Source organism: Streptomyces sp. NPDC059649 (assembly GCF_042734445.1).
GTDB lineage: Bacteria > Actinomycetota > Actinomycetes > Streptomycetales > Streptomycetaceae > Streptomyces.
On record NZ_JBHWDV010000002.1, the window covers coordinates 480,029 to 499,401 of the forward strand.

17 protein-coding genes and 1 pseudogene are annotated in these 19,373 nt (G+C 71.9%); 6 read left to right on the forward strand and 12 right to left on the reverse strand.

Annotated features, from left to right (window positions below):
- Positions 1–59 precede the first annotated feature (59 nt).
- Positions 60–1,052 (forward strand): Acg family FMN-binding oxidoreductase, encoded by a 993-nt coding sequence (locus ACFV1J_RS04950; RefSeq protein ID WP_385855807.1) that lies wholly within the window; start codon positions 60–62, stop codon positions 1,050–1,052.
- A gap of 75 nt (positions 1,053–1,127) precedes the next feature.
- Here ACFV1J_RS04950 and ACFV1J_RS04955 read toward each other — a convergent pair whose 3' ends face one another.
- Positions 1,128–1,472, reverse strand: a complete 345-nt coding sequence (locus tag ACFV1J_RS04955) for a hypothetical protein (protein WP_385855808.1) — start codon at positions 1,470–1,472, stop codon at positions 1,128–1,130.
- A 138-nt stretch (positions 1,473–1,610) separates the two neighbouring features.
- Entirely contained in the window at positions 1,611–1,766 is a 156-nt protein-coding gene (locus ACFV1J_RS04960) for an alpha/beta fold hydrolase (protein ID WP_385855809.1), read from the reverse strand.
- A 353-nt stretch (positions 1,767–2,119) separates the two neighbouring features.
- Here ACFV1J_RS04960 and ACFV1J_RS04965 point away from each other — a divergent pair, with 353 nt between their 5' ends.
- The gene (locus ACFV1J_RS04965; RefSeq protein ID WP_385855810.1) at positions 2,120–2,350 is read left to right on the forward strand and encodes a hypothetical protein; all 231 of its coding nucleotides are present in this window, start codon (positions 2,120–2,122) and stop codon (positions 2,348–2,350) included.
- Between the two features lie 259 nt (positions 2,351–2,609).
- Positions 2,610–3,017, forward strand: a pseudogene (locus ACFV1J_RS04970) (amidohydrolase family protein); the annotation flags it as partial.
- A 90-nt stretch (positions 3,018–3,107) separates the two neighbouring features.
- On the opposite strand, the gene ACFV1J_RS04975 reads toward ACFV1J_RS04970, so the two are convergent.
- Positions 3,108–5,171: an ABC transporter ATP-binding protein gene (locus ACFV1J_RS04975; RefSeq protein WP_385855811.1), complete on the reverse strand. Its 2,064-nt coding sequence runs from the start codon at positions 5,169–5,171 to the stop codon at positions 3,108–3,110.
- Positions 5,172–5,572: 401 nt separating this feature from the next.
- A complete protein-coding gene (locus ACFV1J_RS04980; protein WP_385855812.1) occupies positions 5,573–8,962 on the reverse strand; it encodes a hypothetical protein in 3,390 nt (1,129 codons plus the stop codon).
- Positions 8,963–9,203: 241 nt separating this feature from the next.
- On the opposite strand from ACFV1J_RS04980, the gene ACFV1J_RS04985 reads away from it, so the two are divergent.
- On the forward strand, positions 9,204–9,701 hold the full coding sequence (locus ACFV1J_RS04985; RefSeq protein ID WP_385855813.1) for a hypothetical protein: 498 nt from the start codon (positions 9,204–9,206) through the stop codon (positions 9,699–9,701).
- On the opposite strand, the gene ACFV1J_RS04990 is transcribed toward ACFV1J_RS04985, so the two are convergent.
- Positions 9,688–10,125, reverse strand: coding sequence for an Lrp/AsnC family transcriptional regulator (locus tag ACFV1J_RS04990; protein WP_385856004.1), 438 nt, complete (start codon positions 10,123–10,125; stop codon positions 9,688–9,690). The genes ACFV1J_RS04985 and ACFV1J_RS04990 overlap by 14 nt on opposite strands.
- A 97-nt stretch (positions 10,126–10,222) precedes the next feature.
- On the opposite strand from ACFV1J_RS04990, the gene ACFV1J_RS04995 reads away from it, so the two are divergent.
- Positions 10,223–11,140 carry an SMP-30/gluconolactonase/LRE family protein gene (locus tag ACFV1J_RS04995; protein WP_385855814.1) on the forward strand — a complete coding sequence of 306 codons (918 nt, stop codon included), beginning with the start codon at positions 10,223–10,225 and terminating at the stop codon, positions 11,138–11,140.
- Between the two features lie 13 nt (positions 11,141–11,153).
- Here the strand turns inward: ACFV1J_RS04995 and ACFV1J_RS05000 are convergent, their stop codons facing one another.
- Together ACFV1J_RS05000 and ACFV1J_RS05005 are read right to left on the reverse strand one after the other, a co-directional pair.
- Complete coding sequence (locus tag ACFV1J_RS05000) at positions 11,154–11,861, reverse strand: response regulator (RefSeq protein ID WP_385855815.1); 708 nt, start codon at positions 11,859–11,861, stop codon at positions 11,154–11,156.
- Positions 11,858–13,030 carry a sensor histidine kinase gene (locus ACFV1J_RS05005; RefSeq protein ID WP_385855816.1) on the reverse strand — a complete coding sequence of 391 codons (1,173 nt, stop codon included), beginning with the start codon at positions 13,028–13,030 and terminating at the stop codon, positions 11,858–11,860. The genes ACFV1J_RS05000 and ACFV1J_RS05005 overlap by 4 nt, the downstream gene beginning before the upstream one ends.
- A gap of 247 nt (positions 13,031–13,277) precedes the next feature.
- On the opposite strand from ACFV1J_RS05005, the gene ACFV1J_RS05010 reads away from it, so the two are divergent.
- On the forward strand, positions 13,278–13,913 hold the full coding sequence (locus tag ACFV1J_RS05010; protein WP_385855817.1) for a hypothetical protein: 636 nt from the start codon (positions 13,278–13,280) through the stop codon (positions 13,911–13,913).
- Between the two features lie 68 nt (positions 13,914–13,981).
- On the opposite strand, the gene ACFV1J_RS05015 is transcribed toward ACFV1J_RS05010, so the two are convergent.
- From ACFV1J_RS05015 to ACFV1J_RS05035, 5 genes are read right to left on the reverse strand one after another with little or no spacing between them, the layout of a single operon-like run.
- Positions 13,982–14,932: a TauD/TfdA dioxygenase family protein gene (locus ACFV1J_RS05015; RefSeq protein WP_385855818.1), complete on the reverse strand. Its 951-nt coding sequence runs from the start codon at positions 14,930–14,932 to the stop codon at positions 13,982–13,984.
- Positions 14,929–16,299, reverse strand: coding sequence for an LLM class flavin-dependent oxidoreductase (locus ACFV1J_RS05020; protein WP_385855819.1), 1,371 nt, complete (start codon positions 16,297–16,299; stop codon positions 14,929–14,931). The genes ACFV1J_RS05015 and ACFV1J_RS05020 overlap by 4 nt, the downstream gene beginning before the upstream one ends.
- 44 nt (positions 16,300–16,343) lie before the next feature.
- Positions 16,344–17,249 carry an ABC transporter permease gene (locus tag ACFV1J_RS05025; protein WP_385855820.1) on the reverse strand — a complete coding sequence of 302 codons (906 nt, stop codon included), beginning with the start codon at positions 17,247–17,249 and terminating at the stop codon, positions 16,344–16,346.
- Positions 17,246–18,112 carry an ABC transporter ATP-binding protein gene (locus tag ACFV1J_RS05030; RefSeq protein ID WP_385855821.1) on the reverse strand — a complete coding sequence of 289 codons (867 nt, stop codon included), beginning with the start codon at positions 18,110–18,112 and terminating at the stop codon, positions 17,246–17,248. The genes ACFV1J_RS05025 and ACFV1J_RS05030 overlap by 4 nt, the downstream gene beginning before the upstream one ends.
- A 3-nt stretch (positions 18,113–18,115) precedes the next feature.
- A complete protein-coding gene (locus ACFV1J_RS05035) occupies positions 18,116–19,189 on the reverse strand; it encodes an ABC transporter substrate-binding protein (protein ID WP_385855822.1) in 1,074 nt (357 codons plus the stop codon).
- Positions 19,190–19,373: the final 184 nt, after the last annotated feature.

The window sequence follows — 19,373 nt, forward strand, 5'->3', positions numbered from 1 at the left end:
ACCAGCACGATGCTGAAGAGGTTCAGCGAACCACCGCCCGCCGCCCCGGGAGGCACCCGGTGTTCACCAAGATCCTCGACGACACCCTGGTCAAGAGCCTGGTCGCCGACACGGTCTCCGCGCCGTCCATGCACAATGCCCAGCCGTGGCGTTTCGGCTACGCCCGCCACAGCCGCACCTTCACCCTGTCCGCCGATCTGGACCGCTCGATACCCGAGGCCGATCCGACGACCCGGGGCATGCACCTGGGCTGCGGAGCGGCGCTGCTGAACCTACGGGTGGCCGCGGCCCACGCCGGCCATCGCACCTGGACCACGCTCCTGCCCGACCCGCACACCCCGACACTGCTGGCGACCGTGCGCCTGGACGACCCGCACGGCCGCGCCGACGAGGCCCTCCCCGACCTCCACCCCGCGATCCGCGAACGTCACACCAGCCGCTACCCCTTCACCGAGCGGCAGATCCCGGAGAGCGTCCGCACCGCCCTGACCGAGGCCGCGGCCCGGGAAGGCGCACAGCTGAGCTTCCTCGGCGCAGCGCACCGCGAGACCGTACTGGACCTGATCAAGCACGCCGAGGGCTACAACCGCATGGACGACGCCCGGGACGCCGAACAACGCAGCTGGACCCGGGACACCGGCACCGGACCCTCCGCCGAGGACGGCATCCCGGCCTACGCCTTCGGCCCCCGCAAACGCGCCGGCTCCACGCCCGTCAGGGACTTCGCCGGCCGGCACGCCGCACCCGACCGCGATTACGCCGACTTCGAGAAGAGCCCCCAACTGGCGTCGCTCAGCACCACCGGAGACGGTCCCGCCGACTGGCTGCGCGCCGGCCAGGCACTCGAACGCGTCATGCTCGTGGCCACCTCCGAGGGAGTCGCCGGTTCGTTCGCGACCCAGCCCCTCGAATGGCCCGACCTGCGCTGGATCCTGCGCGACCCGGTCACGGGATCCGGCCACGTGCACATGCTCCTCCGCCTCGGATACGGCCCGAAGGGCCCCCACACACCGCGACGCCCGGTGGACCAGGTACTGACGATCAGGCCTTGAAGGTCATGCCCTGAACGATCACACCGTGAACGTGGGCGCACCGGGTCGGGCGGCGCCACACCCGCAGAGGGATTGTCAACCGCCAACGGTTTCGGTGAACGCCAGCCCCCGCAGGGCGAGTTGAGCCGTTTCGAAGCGGCCCTCGGTGGTGGCTTCGACGTCGAATCCGTGGGCGAACACGGGAGGGTGGCCGATGAGTTCGAGCGCCCGGCTGGGCAGCACCTGGCGGGTTGCCTCTTCCGTCTCCCACAGCAGGACGGCCCCCCACCGGTTGGTCTCGGCGTCGGAGAGCCACATCTTGAGGCGGAGCCCGGGGACCTCGGAGAAGGCGGCGACGGATTCGTCCCGCAGGTACTCCCGCATGGACTCGATGGTCTGACCGGAAGCGGACAGATCCCACCAGACGATGTCGACACGCACGGCGACCTCCCTTTCGTAGACGCGCTGTTGTGGCGGCGGACGGACGGCCCCCGCGGTGCCGAGGGCCGGACCGTGGGCGTACGCCGGGCCGGCCAGGCTGCCATATCGCGTCCCCCTGACGCCGGGTCCTGTCGTCGTCTAGCGCACGGCGGCCTGCCGGGCGAGGGCGGTGCGGATCAGGGCGTTGACGACGGCGGGCTGCTCCTGATGCGGCATGTGGGCCACCTGCTCGACCGCGTGGAACTCGCCCTTCGGGGCCAGCGCGGCCAGCGTCCGGGACACCCTCGCCGCCATCGCCACCGGCCACCCCAGCAGGACCGTCTTCTACGCCGCCCAGTCCCAGCACCTGCCGACCGGCCGTACCGTTTTCCGACCCGTCTCGCCGCCCGGCCTGGCCGCCGAGACGTTCCTGGCCGTCCACCCCGCCGACCCGTCCCGCCGCCTGGCCCCGCTTCCCGACGCCTGCCGCACCCGTGCGGCCGGAGCGGAGTAGGGACCGTGGCCGCCGCGGCTCCATGACGTGCCGTCGCGGCCGTCGTGGACGGGCCGCCACCCACGTTGCCGGTGTCTGTCACCGCGGTAGCAGTCGGATAACTTCTGCGTTCAGCGGTTTTGCCGAGGCAGGAGGCCCGGTAGGTTCAGCGCCCATGAGAGAGGACGTCGCGGACATCGACCGGCAGCAGCTGATGGCGGAGGCGCTCCAGGAATTCGCGGCGCGCAGCGACGAGCAGCTGGACTGGACCCTGGGGCTCGTCCGGCACCGCATCGGGGCCGCCCGCCGATTGGGAGTTCCGGTGCCCGAAGACCTGGCCAACAGGGTGGCGCGGCTGTGTGAGAAGCGGAACTGGCCGCTCGATGAGCAGGGGCAGCGGGACTGAGAGACCGGTGCCCATCGTCCATCGGCCATCGTCCATCGGCCGTCGCTGCGGGCGAGGGGCAGGGCGTCGCTGTGCCCGCGGCGACCGGCGGTTCTGCTGGTGAGGGGCGCCGGGGTCAGTCGCTCGTCTTCCGGCCCGCCGTGGTGAACGTGCGGGTCGTGGAGCGCGAACCTGCCCCGGGGCGGGTGGTGGCGCGCATCAGGACCAGGTAGAGCGTCGAGGCGACAGCGATGCCTACGGGGCCACGCGAACGGCGACGTCGCGCCGCCTGGGCGAGGAGCGTGCGGCCCGTGCCTGGCGCTGCCGGGACCTGACCGACGCCGGAGCCACCGTCGTCCTCGGCTCGGACTGGCCCATCGCCCCGTACCCGCCGCTGGGCGTCAGGGCGGGCGCCCGCCACCGCCGCCCCAGTCGCGACCTCAGCCGGCCCCCGCACGGCCCCTACCAGGCACTCACGCCCCTGGAGGCCCTGCGGGGGATGACCCTCAACGCCGCCCGCGCGGCGGGCGAGGAGCACCAGGCCGGCCGGCTCGCCGTCGGCCACCGCGCCGACCTCACCGTCCTCGCCGACGACCCCCTCACCACCCCCGCCACCACCCTGCCCGACCTCCCCGTCCTGCTCACCGTCCTGGACGGCCACCCGACCCACCGCGACCCGAGCCTGTGAGCCCCCAGCCACCCGCGGTGGCTCCGCCCCTCACCACCCCATCTCGCTGTAGAGCCGGCCCGCCCGAACCGAGCGGTGAGGTCTTCTCGGTCACTGGTGCACCGTCCTGGGTGGGGAGTGAGGGCCGGAGTCGGATTCGGGGTCGGGGGCGGGTGTTGTGGGGGTGGGCTGGTAGCCGGCTGCTTGGAGGGTGAACATTTCCGCGTAGTTCCCGCCCAGGGCCATCAGCTGGTGGTGGGAGCCGGACTCGGTGATCCGGCCGTCGTCGAAGACGTAGATGCGGTCGCAGTCGACGACGCTGGCCAGGCGGTGCGAGATCAGGACGGTGATGCGGTCGGCGCGGCTCTGGTCGCGCAACACCGCCTGGTAGACGGCATGTTCGGCCCGGGGGTCCATGCTCGCGGTCGGCTCGTCGAGAAGCAGTACGGGTGCGTTCTTGTAGAGGCCGCGGGCGACGGCGATCTTGGCCCACTGTCCGGCGGACAGCTCCTGGCCGTCCCGGAAGCGCTTGGACAGCACCGCGTTCCAGGTGTGCGGCAGTCCGGCGATGACCCGGTCCGCGCCGGACGCCACGGCGGCGTCCAGGGCCCGCTGGGGGTCCGCCTCGGTGAGCGTGCCACGGGAGATCGTGAGGTTCGCGAGTGCGCTGAAGGGGAAGTGCAGCGGGTCCTGGAGCACGGTGGCCACGCGGGCCTGCAGAGACTCGGCGTCGATACCCCGCACGTCCGTCCCGTCCCAGCACACCGCGCCCTCTTCCGCCTCGTACAGCCCGGCGATCAGGCGTGAGCAGGTGCTTTTCCCCGAGCCGTTGACGCCGACGAACGCCACGGTTTCGCCGGCCCGCAGCTCCATGGAGATGCCGCGCAGTGCCGGTGTCTCCTTGCCGGGGTAGGTGAAGGTGACGTCCTTCAGGGTGAGGGTGGTGACGGTCGCGGGTGCCGTGAGCTCACGACGACGGGGTTGCAGTCCGCGGCACCGTTCCTGGAACCTCAGCAGGTCGTCGACCCACATGGCGTGCTCGTAGACCAGGTGCGCGACATCCACGAAGCGGGTCAGCACGGTCTGTCCGGCCTGGATGGCCAGGACCGCGCCCGCGCCCGCGGCGAGGGGGAGCCATCCGGCGATCAGCATGGCGCCCAGCGCCACGTACGTGACGCCGGTCCCGACTCCGCCCAGCGCCCGGCCGGCCAGCGTCAGCACGGCGGAACTGGTCCCGAGTCGGGTGTCCTCCTCGGCGATGCGCTCGGTCAGCCGGTGGTGCTCGTCCAGGAGGGCGTTCTGGGCGGTGTCGGAACGGAGTTCGGCCGCGGCGTCCCGATCGAGCAGCAGCCAGGAGAAGACCCGCACCCGCCGCTGGAGGGCGTTCCACCGCCTGAAGCTGTGGAAGCGGGCCCGCGCCGTCCACACCGCCGCCGCGCCGACCGGCAGGACCGACAGCAGGAGCAGGGGCAGCAGGACCGGGTGCAGGCCGGTGAGCACCCCGGCCGTGCCGATCAGACCGAGCAGCGCGGAGGCCAGCGCGACGACCTGGCCGACGATCTGCCGGGCGTAGAACAGCCCCCGGTCGGAGGCGCGGTAGGCGTCGTCGTGCCAGTCGGCGTCGTCGACGACCTCAAGACGTACGTGTGCGGTCAGCCGCAGGAAGCTGCGCTCCAGCGCGGTACGGATCTTCGGGGTGACCCGGGCCTGCGCCAGGGCGACCCCGGCCTCAAGGAGCGCCCGGGCGGACAGGAAGCCCACCACGAGCAGGATCTGCGGGACCGCGTTCCGCACCTTCTCCGGCGTCGGCCCCTGACCGAACAGCTCCCGCAGCACGGCCACCGAAGCCACCAGCCCGAAGGCCGACATCGCCGCCGAGACCAACTGCAGCACCACGACCGCCGAGGTGGCCCACCGGTCGGCCCGCCAGGCCAGTCGCCCGATCGTCCAGACGATCCGCGGGAGCCGCACCAGGACCTCGCGGACCGTCGACCGGGCCGCGGCGCCGTCGTAGACCGACCAGTACGCCTCCTTCAGCTCGTCGGTGATGTCCCCGTCGCCCGGTCCCGGGGGCACCGCCGCCGGCGGAAGGCCCAACGGCGCGCGGCGGGGCCGGGGGAGGCCGGTCTGCCCGGTCGTCGGTGGCGGGGCCGCGTCGCCGTTCGACGCCGTCATGCCCACCACCTCGCTCCCGGTCGGGATGCGCTGCGGAGGCGGTGGATCGGGGCGTCAAGCAGCTGCCTGCGGCATGCTGCCGGCGCGGCGCCGGGTTGCCGTTGTTCGAGCCGGACGGGGCCACGGGCGAGCACGGGTACGGGGTGCACGGTCTCTCCAGAAAGGCGATCGTGGGTACAGGTGCTCTAAAGAACGGCCCTTTACCTTCCCCGTAACGGGTGACCGGGAAGCACTTCGTGGACATATGTTCTGGCGAGTGGGGGAGGGCTTGCGGGGACTCGTCTACCGGGCGCGACGGGTACTCGAACGCTTCGCGTCACTCCTTCGTGGGATTGCCCCGCCCTCGGCTTCCCGGGCCTGGACGGGCCGCGCCACGTGTGACGACGGCCGCCCCACCCGTGTCATTCCGATTTCGTCACCGTCCGGTAGGCGTGGTGGCGTACGTCAGGGTGCGGGTGTCTGCGCAGCCGGCGCAGCAGTTGCCGCCATTCCTCGGGCCAGTCGAGCCGTGTTCCCGTCCCGGCCGTCAGTTCGGCCGCCAGCAGACCGGTGACGGTGCCGCCGTCGCGGGCCAGCTCGTCGGCCGCGGCCAGCAAGGCGCTGGTGTACTGCGGATGTGCGCCGGGCGCCCAGGAGATGCGCAGCCGGCCGGCCGTTTGCTGCGCGACGGTCACTCCGGCGTCCTGGAGGGCGTCCGCCAGGTCGCGCAGGCGGCCGAGCAGCGCGGCCGGTTCCGCGGTGCGGTCGACCAGTCGCCACAGCAGCTCGGCACGTTCGGTCAACAGCAGGGGCTCCGGCGCCAGTTGATCGGCGAGCGCCTTGAGCAGCTCGGGCCGGTCGGCCTGGCCCGAGCTCGGGGGCACCAGGGTGCGCAGCCGCTGCAGGGCCGGCAGGTCGCGGTCGGGCAGGGCGTCGCAGCCGCCGTCGTACGTGTGCATCGCGGCGAGCAGCTCCGCCACCGCGGCGTGCAGCACGCTGCCCGGCTCCGCACCGCCCACCGGGTACGGGAGCCCCGACCCGGCCAGCTCGCGCAGGACCCATGCCGCGTACCGCCAGTGGGCGCGGTGGTCGAGGTCGCAGACCGTTCGGGAGAGCCGGCCGGCCACTTCGGGTGCGTAGCGGGCCCACGTGCCTATGGCGTGCAGTGTGCGGTAGCTCGCGAAGCCGTCGAGGGACGCCAGACACGCGTCGTAGGCGGCGTCGACCACGGCGGCGTACCCGGGGCGGTGGGCATGGGCCAGCTCCCACGGGGTGACCCGCACGAGGGCGTCGAGCACGGGCGGGGCGTCGTCGTGGGCGGCGTCTTCGAGGAGGCGCCAGGCCTCGGGCACGTCGAGCAGCGGCGGCAGGGCGCGGACGACGGCGGCGCGGACGTCCGGGTGGCGGTCGGGCGCGCCGAAGGCCCGCGCCAGCAGGGAAACCGCTCGCCGCGGCGGCAGGAAACGGGCCGCGAGCCGCACCGCCTCCTTGCGTGAGGTCACCTTCGCCGCCCGCTCGCCGGTCAGCAACTCGCCCAGCGCAGGGGCGAGTTGGGAAGGGGCGGTGAAGCGGGCGGCGCGGGTCGCCGCGTAAACGGCGACCCGGGCACGGTCGCTGCCGGCCTGTTCCAGCAGCACCGGCAGGGCCTCGTGCGGCCGGTCGGTCCAGGGCAGTGCGCCGAGCGCCGCCTCGGCCACGACCACGTCCCCGTCGTCGGCATGCCTCAGCGCCAGCGCGCGTCCCAGCTCGGGGATCCGGGCGGCGGCCCGGACCGCGGCGGCGCGTGCGTCGAGCGGCAGGGAGCGGTCCGCGGCCGCCTCCCCGGCGAGCCGTGCCGCGGCCCGTTGCTGACGGGGCAACCAGCGGTCGCTGTCGCCGAGATCAGGCAGCGGGCGCCGGGCACCGCGCACCAGGAATCGGCCGTAGGGCGGGGCGTCGCCGAGCAGTGCGTCGAGCAGGTCGGTGCGCCGCCGGGCCAGGACGCGGCGTACGGGTGGGAGGACCACCGCCGACGGTTCGCGCGCGACGATCCGGGCCGCCCGCTCGTCACGGGTGGCCGGTGCGGCCAGCCATCGCTCCGCGGCCGCCGCGAACGTCTCGTCGTCACCGCGTTCCAAGGCCGTGAACAGCATGTCCTGCAGCTGGGGCATCCGCCGGGCACGCGGTCCCAGCGCATCGGCCAGGCCCAACAGCACCCGGAAGTCGGCACGTTGGGCGGCTGCCGCCAGCCACGGGCGCAGCGCCTCGAAGAGCTGGTGCTCCTGGCCACGGCGCAGCACCCGGTGCAGCGGACCGAAGTCGGGGACACCGGCCCGGGCCACCAGGCGCTCCACAGTGCCCAGCGCCCAAGCGGACAGCGCCGGGTCACCCTCGGTGGCGTGCTCGACCAGTACGCGTTCGGCGAGGGCCCGCAGCGCCGCCCGGCTGTCGGCGGAGGCGTCCCGCGCCTCCAGGGCATCGACGGTGATCCCGTCCAGCCGCGTGGCGTCCTCGGGCCGGAACAGCCGCGCGGGTACGGACGCGAGTGCGTCGAGCGCGGCGGCGCGGACCGGGTCCCGCTCGTTGCGCAGCCGCCGCATCGCGGTCAGCAGGTCGGTGAGCGCCTCGCGGCCGCCGTCCCGGGCGGCGCACGCCACCCACAGCGGCCAGGCGGACGCCCGGTCGTCCGCGTCGGGCCGCCGGACCGCGGCGAGCAGCGCCGGTCGCGCCTCGTCGAACGGCCCGTGGACCAGGGTGTCCAGGTCGTCCCACCAGTCGGCACCCCCCGTGAACTCGCCCGCGGCCCGCCGTACTTCCGCCCAGCGGCGTTCGCGGGGCAGCAGATCGAGGACGGCCAGGGCCGGCTCCCCGGGTGTCCCGGCGGCGGTGACCGCATCGAGGAAGGCCGGACGCCGGCCGGGGGCCATGGCCTTGACCAGGGCGGTGAAGTGCGCGCCGCGGCCCAGCCAGTGGCGGCCGAGGGCGGGCAGCGACGCCGGCTCGGCCCGCACCAGCCGGCGCAGCACTCCCGGGGGCGGTACCGGCTCGTGGCGCGGTGCGTGCCGGTCGGGCGAGGTCAGCCAGCGGACCACTCGCTCGGCGCCGGCGTCCACCAGCGGGCCGAGGTCGGCCCACAGCGAGGACGGCAGGCTCTCCGGCCCGTACCGTTCCAGCAGCGTCAGCACCCGCTCGGGCCGGAGCGGCGCGAGCACGGCGACCGCGGTGGCGTGCAGCCGCCACCACTCCTCCCGTTGCTGTCCCCCCGCCCGCTCGGCCAGGGCGGCTTCGGCATGGTCCAGCACCGGATCGGGATGCCGCCGGGCCAGTCCCGTCCAGCCGTCGACGGCGTGCGCGAGCCCGGGCAGGTTCCGGGCGACGAACGGCGTGGAACAGGCCGGCAGCGGGCGTGCCGCCTCGGCGTCGCCCCAGTCCGCACGCAGCCGCACCACCAGCCGTTCGGCGAGCGCCGTCCGGCCGCCGGAGGCCAGCAGCCGTGCCAGTCGCTGCCGCAGGGCGGCCGGTGCGTCGTCGTACACCGACTCCACCGCCTCGTCCGGCACCGGCAGCACGCGGGTGGCACGCAGGGCGTAGCCGGCGACGACCGGGTCGGGATCGGCGAGCCGCCCGGCGAGGAATCCGGCATCCTTCCCGGCGAGGGCGGCCAGCGCCGCGAGCCGCCGCTCGTACGGCCCGCGCGCATCCAAATCGGCCAGCAGTGGGGAGAGTTGGCCCTCCTCGGCCAGCCGATGGGCGGTCCTCGCGGTAAGGGAGAGGCGGGCGGGGAACGGCAGCGGTTCGAGTGCGGAGAGCAATTGCTCCGCGGTGGTCGGCATGCGCGCATTGTGCCCGGAGTGATCCCCACGTGCGATCGAATATCCGGAGGAGGGCAGGAAGGGGAGCAGGGGGGCTGCACGGAGGGGGCTGCACCACGGACCGGGCACCTGAATCCCGGCCAGGGGACCCGTACCGCCTGACAGGAACCTGCGTCCCCGACGCTCGCGCTGCGCTCCCGCCCTGCCGTGCGTACCGTTCGTGCCGGTAGGAGCGGACCCGAACCAAACCAGGTGGCGAGCGATGAACGACCGGGACAGTCAGGCGGACGGCCTGCGCGTACGCACAGGCGCCGAACGCGCCGATGCCGTGGAGACGGCGGACACCGGTGCGCGGTCGGCCGAGTTGCGCGTGGCGCTCGACGGCATCCGGAGCATCCGCCGGCTGACCAACCCCGGTCCCGAGCCGCAGGCCCGTCCCGCCGAGTGGGAACGGCGCCGGCTGCTGCGCACGGTGAGCCTGCTCCTGGAGGCCGGAGGTATGACGCCGTCAGCCGTCGGCGAGGACGGCGAGCCGGTGCGGACCGGCTACCGCGCGAGTGCGGGGGAGCGGACGGGCCTGGTGGTGGTGCGGTGGGCCGGGCCGCGGGGGAGCGGTGCCCGCTACGAGGAACGGGAGAGCCTGCTGCGGTGCCGCGAGGTACTGCGCGAGTGGGGCTTCGACGCCCTGGAGGTCCGCGGCCCGGGCGGCCGCCGCTACCTGGAGGTCGAGGCCGGCCCCGAAGGCGTCAGTCGGCGCTGACCGGCCTTTCGAAGAAGGTCTCCAGCACGACCGTCGCCTGTGTCCCGCTCACGCCCTCGATCGCGTAGAGCCGTCGTAGGACGTCCTGCAACTGCTCCGTGGTGGCCGTGCGCACCTTGACGAGCACGGAGGCGGCGCCGGCGATGATGTGCGCCTCTTGGATCTCGGCGATGGCGGCGAAGGCGTCGGAAGCGTCCCCCATCCAGGCCGACGAGTCGACCATGACGAACGCGAGCACGCCCTGCCCGAGGGCGGCCGGGTCGACGTCCACGGTGGTGTGGCGGATGACGCCGCGCTCACGGAGTTTGCGTACGCGGTCGTGCGCCGCGCCGGCTGACAGGCCGACCGCCTTGCCGAGCGCCGCGTAGGCCTGTGTGGCGTCCCGCTGCAGCTCCGCGATCAGCGCCCGGTCGATGTCGTCCACCATCCCCTTGCTCATTCGCATACCTCCACCATATCTGGTTCGGGCATATTAGTATCACTGCGAATGAGGTTCGATGGATGAGGGAGAAGAGGCGACCATGTCTGCATCGATGCTCGACACTCCGTACGAGGTTCTGGATGAGCGCTTCCGCACCGGGAGGTGCGCCAACGGGGACGCACGGCTGGAGCGGCTGCACGCGGACTGCCGTTGGGCCGAGGGGCCGCTCTATCTGCCCGCCTGGCGGCAGCTGATCTGGAGCGACATTCCCAACGACCGGCTGTTGCGCTGGGACGAGGCGACCGGCGCGATCGGGGTGTTCCGCTCCCCGGCCGGCCACATCAACGGCAACACCCTCGACCGCGAGGGCCGGTTGGTGAGCTGCGAGCAGGGCAACCGCCGGGTCACCCGCACCGAACCCGACGGCCGCGTCACCGTGCTCGCCGACCGCTTCGAGGGCAAGCGCCTCAACAGCCCGAACGACGCCGTCGTCCGTTCCGACGGCTCGGTCTGGTTCACGGACCCGGACTTCGGGATCACGAGTGACTACGAGGGGCACCGCGCCGAGAGCGAGATCGGCAGCTGCGACGTCTACCGGATCGATCCCATGACGGGCGCGGTCCACCGGGTCGCGGACGGTTTCGACGGACCGAACGGCCTGGTCTTCTCCCCGGACGAAGGGCAGTTGTACGTCGCCGACACACGAGCCCGGCAGATCCGCGTCTTCGACGTACGCGAGGACGGCACCCTCTCGGACGGCAAGGTCTTCGCGGAGCGCACCGACGGTGGCTTCGACAACATCCGCTTCGACGACGAAGGGCGGCTGTGGGCCGCCGCGTTCGACGACGGCGTGCACTGCTACCACCCCGACGGCACCCTCATCGGAAGGCTCCGCGTGCCCGAGCCCGTCTCCAACATCGCCTTCGGCGGTCCCAAGAACAACCGGCTGTTCATCACGGCGACCACCTCGCTGTACTCGCTCGTGATGTCGGTGACCGGCCTGCCCAGGGTGCGGTGACGGCCGTACGGCCCTACGGCCTGGCCTGCGGGGGATCGCGCGTCTCCCAGGACCAGGCCGCGATGCCCACCCGGTTCCGCACCTTCAACTTGGCCTGGATATGGGCGATATGCGTCTTGGCCGTGCCCGCGGAGATGAAGAGGCGCGCGGCTATCTCGGCGTTCGTCAGACCCTCCGCCACAAGGCGGGCGATCTCCTCCTCGCGCGGAGTGAGGGGGGAGGGCCCGCGTGCTGGGGGAGGGGCGGAGGTCGCCTGGGACCGCAGGAGGCGGACGGTGAGTTGCGGGCTGATGAGGAGATCACCGGCCATGGCGGCTCGTACGCCCTCGATCAGCAGGCCGGGGCCCGAGCGTTTCAGGAGGAAGCCACAGGCGCCGTCGCGCAGGGCCGTACGGACGTAGTCGTCGTGGTCGAAGGTGGTGACCACCAGGACGCGAGGGGCACCGGGCGTGGCCGGACCGGTCAGGCGACGGGTCACCTCCAGGCCGTCGAGGACCGGCATCCGGATGTCGGCGATGACCAGGTCGGGGCGGAGCCGGTGGGCCAGGTCGATGGCCGTGGCGCCGTCCGCTGCCTCGCCGACGACGGTCATGTCCGGCTGGGAGTCGAGGATCAGCCGGAAGCCGCTGCGTACGTCCGGCTGGTCGTCGGCGAGGAGTATGCGGGTGATGTGGCCGGGAGTGGGACTGGGGGCGCCGGTGGTGGGGGTGGAGGCGGTCACTTCGGCTCCTTCGGCAGCTTCGGTTCCTTCGGCCGCTTCTTCGGCTCCTTTGTCGGGGAGGTCGACAGCGGCAGGATTGCCGTGAGGCACCAGCCGCCCTCGCCGTGCGGGCCGGCGGTGAGGGTGCCGCCCCGTGCCCGTACGTCGTCGGTGAGGGCGACGAGCCCGCGCCCGCCGCGCCGGCGCAGGGCGGTGGGGCGGCGGGGGTGACTGGAGGGTGTGTCTGGTGGCTCGTTGGTCACGCGCAGTTCCATGCCCGTGGGGCTGGGCGAGAAGCGGACCTCCGCGCGGGGCGTTCGGGGCGCATGCCGATGGATGTTGGTGAGCGCCTCGGCCACGATGCGGTAGGCCAACGCGCCTGCCTCCGGGGCGGCGAGAGTGAAGGCTTCCGCCGCGCTCGGGGGCAGGTGGAGGCGCGTTTCTGTGCCGCTGAGCGCGGTGAAGTCATCGATCAAGGTGGGGAGTTGGGCAATTCCGGGTGGCCGGTGCGACGTGCTCGCCAATTCCTGGTCGTCGTCCAGCATGTGCATCGTGCGGTCCATCGCCTCCAGGGCGTTCAGGCCCGCCTTCTCGATCCGCTCCAGGGCCAGGACCGCCTGGCCGGGATCGGTCGGGGCCAGGAAACGGGCCGCCTGGGCCTGGACGACGATGCCGCTGACGTCGTGCGCCACGAAGTCGTGGAGATCGCGGGACAGTTGGAGCCGCTGGGCGCGCCGGGCCGCTGTCACCGCGGTACGTCGGCGCTGCTCCACATGGCGCGGATAGCCGCCGATGGCCGCCGCGGCGAGCGCCGGCAGCAGCCAGAACGACGCCACCCCGGTACGTTCCAGGAAACTGCCGTTGACCAGCGGCGCGGGCCAGGCGGCTACCGCGAGGGCCGCCAGGGGGACCGCGATGCGCAGCTCCCGCAGCGGCGACCAGCGGGCGACCGCCGCGATGAGGGGCAGCAGCAGGCCCGCCTCCACGAGCTTCAGGTACGCGCCCGTATGCGGGGTGACGGCCACGGTGGTCATCAGGGACAGCAGCGCGCAGGCCGCTGTGGGGCGGGCCAGTCGGCGGTGCGCGGCAGCGCGGCGGCGGGCCAGCGCCCAGATCACGGTGACTGCTGCCACGAGCGTCGGCAGTCCGCCAAGTATTAACTCCGGCACGGCTGGTGTCGTTTCCCCCATGGTGATCAGCGTACGAGGTCGTGATCATCCGGCCGCGTTCGGCAGGTGCTCCGGCCGCCCCGGCCGGTGTTCCGCCCCCGTTCTCCTGTTGCCCCGTCTACCGAACGGCAGAGGCGCGCCGAGGACGGACTGCATTTATCCGCCGATCGGCCGATGGGCGTCGGGGGTGGGCGCGGGCGAGGCTGTTGCTGGTTCGGCAGACCGGCCGAACAGCGGTCAACCAGCAGTCCTTCCAAGGGAGTTCATCATGCGCTTTGTCGCTCTCGGTACCGTTGGCGGCGTCGCCGCGCTCGCCGTGCTCGCTGGGGTCGCCGCGATGGGGTCCGTGCCCGGCGACGCGCACGCTGCCGGGACGCCCGCGAAGCAGCCCACCAAGGTCGCCGGCGTCCACGGGGCAGGACGCATCTCGTACGTCTACTCGCCGCACGACGACATCCGCTTCACCGTCGACGCCGAGGCAGCGCCCTTCACCCGCCACCTGCCGGGCCTGCCGCTGCCCGGGCTGCCCACCGATGCCAAGGGCACCGTGACCATCAGGCACTACTCACCGGCCCACCACATCACCGGCTGGTCGAAGGCGAAGGTCGACTGCCTGGTCACCGGGGGCGGCACGGCCACGCTCACCGCGGTCGTGGCGGAGTCGAACGTCGAGAAGAGGGGCAAGCGGATCGGGCTCAGCATCCAGCAGGGGCGCGGCGACGCACCGGACCGCCTCGGCTTCGGCTGGGACATCGTGAACTTCGAACCCCGCGCCAAGGACAAGAAGGACCTGGAGTCCCCTACCGGCACCTGCATGGCTCCCGCTCCCTTCGCACCGGTGATCAAGGGCGCCTTCACCGTGCGGCACCGGGAACTGCCGCCGCTGCCTTCGACGCGGGGATGACGGCGGTGCGGATGCCGGGGCGCACACCGCAGGTCACGGTGTGCGCCCCGGCGGGTGGGCAGCCGGTCTCAGGCCGCGGCGGGTGTGTAGTGGGTGGCGTCGTCGCCTTCGATGGTGTGGCTGAGCCTGCCGTCGATGCCGGCCGGGACATCGCCGGCGACGGTCACCCGGTGGAGGAGACGCGGCAGGTCGCCGTAGTCGTCGGGGGCGTAGTGCTGGGTGCTGCGGTTGTCGAAGAGGACCAGGTCACCGGGGCTCCAGGCCACCCGCACGATGTTCTCGGGACGGGTGACGTACGACTGGAACAGGCGCAGCAGATCGCGCGAATCGGACGGGCCCAGGCCGACGATGCTCTGTGCGAAACCGCCGATGAACAGCCCCCGCTCCCCGGACTCTGGGTGCACACGGACCAGCGGGTGTGCGGTGCGGTACTTCCGTGAGACGAACTGCCGGCGGTGTTCGGCGGCGTGCTCGTTCTTCGGGGCGGCGTAGTCGTAGTCGTTGGTGTGGACCGCCCACAGCTTGTCGGCCAGCTCGCGCAGGGGATCGGGCAGATCACGGTAGGCGGCGGCCGTATTGGCGATGAGTGTGTTGCCACCGTAGGGCGGGACCACGATGCTGCGCAGCGTGGACGCCTTCGGGGGCGTACGGACGAAGGTCACATCGGTGTGCCACCGGTTGGCGCGGATGCCCTCGTCGCCGTTGACGGGCAGGATGTTCGGTTGCCCGTCGACGGAGGGGACGGTGGGATGCGCGGTGGTGAGCTCGCCGAAGAGCGAGGCGAAGCGGAGCTGGCCGGCGTCGTCGAGCTGCTGGTCGCGGAAGACCAGGGCCTTGTGTTCCAGGAGCGCGGAGTTGATCTCGGTCACGAGGGCTGGGTCGAGGTCTGTGCTGAGGTCCACGCCGGTGATCTCGGCCCCGATACGACCCCCGATCCTGCGGATGTCGAATGTGGTGCTGGTGCTGTTGCCGTCGCTCTTGTCGTTGCTGTCGTTGCTGTCGTTGGTGTGGGAGGTCATGCGGTTTCTCCGTTCAGGAGGGTGGTGGGTTCGGCCAGCCGGTTGGTGGGGCGGGGCAGGCCGTAGTGCTCGCGCAGGGTGCGTCCGGTGTACTCGGTACGGAACAGACCGCGCCGTTGGAGGACGGGGACGACATGGTCGACGAAGTCCTCCAGGCCGCCCGGAAGATGGGGCGGCATGATGTTGAAGCCGTCGGCAGCGCCGTGGGTGAACCACTCCTGGAGCTGGTCGGCGATCTGCTCCGGCGTGCCCACGACGACCCGATGGCCGCGTCCTCCGCCGAGGCGGGCGATGAGTTCACGCAGGGTGAGGCCGTCGCGGCGGGCGAGTTCGGCGACGAGCGTGAAACGGCTCTTGTTCCCGTTGATGTCCCGCTCCTCGGGCAGTTCGGGCAGCGGCCCGTCCAGCGGCAGCCCGGTCAGATCGGTGCCGAGCATCCCGGAGAGCTGGGCGAGCCCGTACTCAGGTACCTGAAGCTCCGTCAGCTCACGGTCGAGGGCCCGTGCCTCGGCCTCGGTCGAGCCGATGACCGGGCAGATGCCGGGCAGTACCTTCAGCTCGTCCTCGGCCCGGCCGTGGCGCGCCAGCCGGGACTTGAGGTCCTTGTAGAACGCTTGGGCGTCGGCGAGGGTCTGCTGGGCGGTGAACACGGCCTCGGCGTACTCGGCGGCGAACTCCCTGCCGTCCTCCGACGAACCGGCCTGCACCAGCAGCGGGTGGCCCTGGGGGCTGCGCGGTACGTTCAGCGGGCCCTGCACCCCGAAGTACGCCCCGCGGTGGTTGATCTCCCGCACCCGGTCGGTGTCGGCGTAGACGCCGCGCGCACGGTCGAGCAGGATCGCCCCGTCCTCCCAGCTGTCCCACAGCTTCGTCGCGACCTCGACGAACTCCCGCGCCCGCTCGTAACGCAGCCGGTGTGCCAGGTGCTCGTCCTGCCCGAAGTTGCGGGCCTCGTTCACGGTGCCCGAGGTGACGATGTTCCAGCCGGCCCGGCCGCCGCTGAGGTGGTCCAGGGAGGCGAACTTGCGGGCGGTGTGGAACGGCTCGTTGAAGGTGGTCGATACGGTGGCGATCAGCCCGATGTGCTCGGTGACCGCGGCCAGCGCGGACAGCAGGGTGAGCGGTTCGAAGCCGCCGAGGGCGTTGTGGCGGACCTTCCCCCACAGGGCGAGGCCATCGGCGAAGAAGATCGAGTCGAGCCGGCCGCGCTCGGCGGTCTGCGCGAGCTGCTGGAAGTAGCGCAGGTCGGTGACGCGTTCCGGCTGGGTACGCGGGTGCCGCCAGGCGGCGTCGTGGTGGCCGGCGTTCATCAGGAAGGCGTTGAGATGCAGGGGGCGTTGGGGGCCGGGATGAGCGGCGGGAGGCATAGCGGCTCCTCGGAGCGGGATGGGTGCCGGAAGGGGGGGCCGGGTCAGCCGGCGGCGGGCACGCGCCAGGAGCTGAGCCGCCGCTCCACGGTCACCAGGACCTGGTTGAAGGCCACGCCGATGGCGGAGATGGTGAGGATGCCCGCGTACATCTGCGGGATCGCGAAGTTGTACTGCGAGGAATTGATCAGATAGCCCAGACCGGCCTTGGCACCGATCATTTCTGCGGCGACCAGCACCAGGATCGACGCCGCTCCGGCCAGCCGGATCCCGGTGAACATGACCGGTACCGAGGACGGCAGGATGACCTTCTGGAACAGCCGTGGCGCGGACAGGTCCATCGATTTGGCCAGCCGCAGCAGCGTGGGGTCGACGTTGCCCACGGCGCTTATGGTGTTGAGCAGGACCGGCCAGGTGCAGGCGTACACCACGATGGAGATCTTCGAGGTCTCGCCGATCCCCAGCAGCAGGACGAACACCGGCAGCAGGGCCAGCGCGGCCGTGTTGCGGAACACCTCCAGGAGCGGACCGAGCAGATCGGCGACCGGCCGGTACCAGCCGATCAGCAGACCAAGCGGCACGGCGACGGCCACCGCCAGACCGAAGCCGCTGAACGACCGGGCCAGACTGGCGCCCGTGTGATCGGCCAGCTGGCCGTCGGCCGCCAGCTCCCACCAGGCCCCGGCGACCTCGCTGAACGGCGGCAGGAACGTCCGGTCGACCAGATCGAGTCGCGGCGCGACCTCCCACAGGAGCAGCAGGGCGACGACCGCCACGGATTTGGCGGCGCCCTTGAGAAGCAGGGACGGCAGCCGGCGGCCCGCCCGGCGGAGGAGCGCTGTCGAGCGGGCACGGCGGGGTACGCCGGACGCCGGGGCAAGGGGTGACGCGGGTGCGGGGAGGGCGGGGGCCCGCGTGCTCGTAGTGGTCGTGCCGGTTACGGAGCTCATACCGAGACCTCCTCCTTCTCCAACTGCTGGGCCCTGGCCACCTCGTCGTGCAGCAGCGACCAGATCTCGTGCCGGTACCGTGCGAACTCGGGACTGGACCGCGGGTCGTCCGTTTCCGTGCGCGAGTCCAGGGCGATCGGCACGACCTGCTTGATCCGGCCGGGCCGGGAGGTCATCACGGCGACCCGCTGCCCCAGATAGACGGCTTCCTCGATCCCGTGTGTGATGAAGACGACCGTCTTTCCGGTGCGCTCCCAGATCCGCAGCAATTCGTCCTGCAGCGACTCCCTGGTCTGGGCGTCCAGCGCGGCGAACGGCTCGTCCATCAGCAGCACATCGGGGTCGTAGGCGAGACTGCGGGCGATCGCGACCCGCTGCCGCATCCCGCCCGACAGCTCGTGCGGATGGCGGTTCTCGAAGCCGGACAGACCCACCAGGTCCAGGAACTCCTGGGCACGTGCGGCGCGTTGGCGCCGTGGCACTCCGGTGGCCTCCAGGCCGAACTCGACATTGCCCTGTGCCGTGCGCCAGGGCAGCAGCGCGTACTGCTGGAAGACGATGCCGCGGTCCAGGCCCGGACCGGTGACGGGCCGGCCGTCCAGCAGGATCCGCCCGCCGGTGGGTCGGGTGAGACCGCCGAGCAGATCCAGCAGGGTCGACTTCCCGCAGCCGCTGGGCCCGACCAGGACCACGAACTCGCCGGCCGCTATCTCCAGGTCGATCCCGTCGAGGGCGGTGAACCGGGTCGCCCGCCCTGCCCCTGCGCGGTCGTCGCCCGCCCGGCCCTTCCGCGCCCGGCCCTTGACGGTGAAATCCTTCCGTACGCCCTCGAATGCGATCTTGGGTGCGATGAATTCCGTCATCGGTCAACTCCCGTTCTTCGAAGGAGCGGAAGACGGCGAAGCGGACGCAGCGCCGCCGGCCTTATTGCCGTTGAACTCATTGGTGTAGAGCTCGGACAGCGTCACCTGGTCCTTCTGGATGTCGCCGCGCTTGGCCAGCCAATCGACCCAGAGCTGGAGTTCCTTGCCGGTGATGAGGCCGGCCGTCTCCGCGACGCCCCACGACTTCCAGTACTGCAGGGGCGCGACCTCTTCATTGCGCCCCCGCTTCTTCACGATGTCCGTCATACGGGCGACGACTTCCTTGCGCGGGGTGGAACGGGACCACTCGATGGCCCGTCCCACCCCGGTGACGAAGATCCGGGCCGTATCAGGGTTCTGCTTCAAGAAACGGTCCGTCATCACGTACGTGCCGGCACTGAAAGCGCCGAGCAGCCCGTAGTCGCTGAACAGTGGGCGGATTCCGCCCTTCGCCAGGGCCTTGTCCCGCAGAATGCCGCCGAGCACGGCCACCTCGATCTGGCGCTGGCGCAGGCTCTGTTCGATGTTGACGGGCGGCACCACCAGCGGTTCGACCGTGCCCGCCTGTTTCCGGGACAGACCGCCCCGCTCCAGATAGATGTCGAGCAACGCCTCGGCATGGGCACCGAGAGTGTTCATCCCGACCTTCTTGCCCATCAGATCCCGGGCCGAATGGATCGGACTGTCCTGCCGCACGTAGTACCCGTTGTACGCCTCCTTGTCGGCGCCGTAATAGCTGATCACGGCCTTGATGGGAGCCTTGTTCGCGGCCAGTTTGACGACCGCGCCGTTGAACGCCCCGCCGAAGTCGATCTGGCCGGTGGCCGCGGACTGGATGTCCTGCGGGCCGCTGGTCGTATTGCCGATCCACTTCAGCTTGACGTCCTCCAGATACCCGAGATCCGCGGCCAACTCGGGCAAGGTGACCTGGCCCGCCCAGCCCTGGTACCGGAGCGTCCTGGTCTGCCCCCGCCCGGAAGACGCACCGGTCGCCGTCGTACCGCAACTCACCGCGGCCGCCGATATTCCGAGCAGGGTGAGGAATTGTCGTCGGGACGATGCGTTCAGCGTGGTCATGGGAAAGGTCCTGTTCAGGAGGGGAAGAATCGCCTTGAGCGGGCCGGTGTGCGCGAGCGCGCAGCACAAACACCGGCCGGTGGAAAGGAAACCTCGTCACGAATTACCTGCATCGAGTACGACACGGCCGGTACGCCCGGTACGGCAGGTCACGGCACGGCCTGGCGTGCCTCGTGGAACGAGT

Excerpts from the sequence above, each read along its gene's own strand:
- ACFV1J_RS05030 (WP_385855821.1), bottom strand. The coding sequence starts at position 18,112 with ATGACGGAATTCATCGCACCCAAGATCGCATTCGAGGGCGTACGGAAG.
- ACFV1J_RS05035 (WP_385855822.1), bottom strand. The coding sequence starts at position 19,189 with ATGACCACGCTGAACGCATCGTCCCGACGACAATTCCTCACCCTGCTC.
- ACFV1J_RS05020 (WP_385855819.1), bottom strand. The coding sequence starts at position 16,299 with ATGCCTCCCGCCGCTCATCCCGGCCCCCAACGCCCCCTGCATCTCAAC.
- ACFV1J_RS04965 (WP_385855810.1), top strand. The coding sequence starts at position 2,120 with ATGAGAGAGGACGTCGCGGACATCGACCGGCAGCAGCTGATGGCGGAG.
- ACFV1J_RS04975 (WP_385855811.1), bottom strand. The coding sequence starts at position 5,171 with ATGACGGCGTCGAACGGCGACGCGGCCCCGCCACCGACGACCGGGCAG.
- ACFV1J_RS04985 (WP_385855813.1), top strand. The coding sequence starts at position 9,204 with ATGAACGACCGGGACAGTCAGGCGGACGGCCTGCGCGTACGCACAGGC.
- ACFV1J_RS05025 (WP_385855820.1), bottom strand. The coding sequence starts at position 17,249 with ATGAGCTCCGTAACCGGCACGACCACTACGAGCACGCGGGCCCCCGCC.
- ACFV1J_RS05010 (WP_385855817.1), top strand. The coding sequence starts at position 13,278 with ATGCGCTTTGTCGCTCTCGGTACCGTTGGCGGCGTCGCCGCGCTCGCC.
- ACFV1J_RS04995 (WP_385855814.1), top strand. The coding sequence starts at position 10,223 with ATGTCTGCATCGATGCTCGACACTCCGTACGAGGTTCTGGATGAGCGC.
- ACFV1J_RS05005 (WP_385855816.1), bottom strand. The coding sequence starts at position 13,030 with ATGGGGGAAACGACACCAGCCGTGCCGGAGTTAATACTTGGCGGACTG.
- ACFV1J_RS04960 (WP_385855809.1), bottom strand. The coding sequence starts at position 1,766 with ATGGCGGCGAGGGTGTCCCGGACGCTGGCCGCGCTGGCCCCGAAGGGC.
- ACFV1J_RS05015 (WP_385855818.1), bottom strand. The coding sequence starts at position 14,932 with ATGACCTCCCACACCAACGACAGCAACGACAGCAACGACAAGAGCGAC.
- ACFV1J_RS04980 (WP_385855812.1), bottom strand. The coding sequence starts at position 8,962 with ATGCCGACCACCGCGGAGCAATTGCTCTCCGCACTCGAACCGCTGCCG.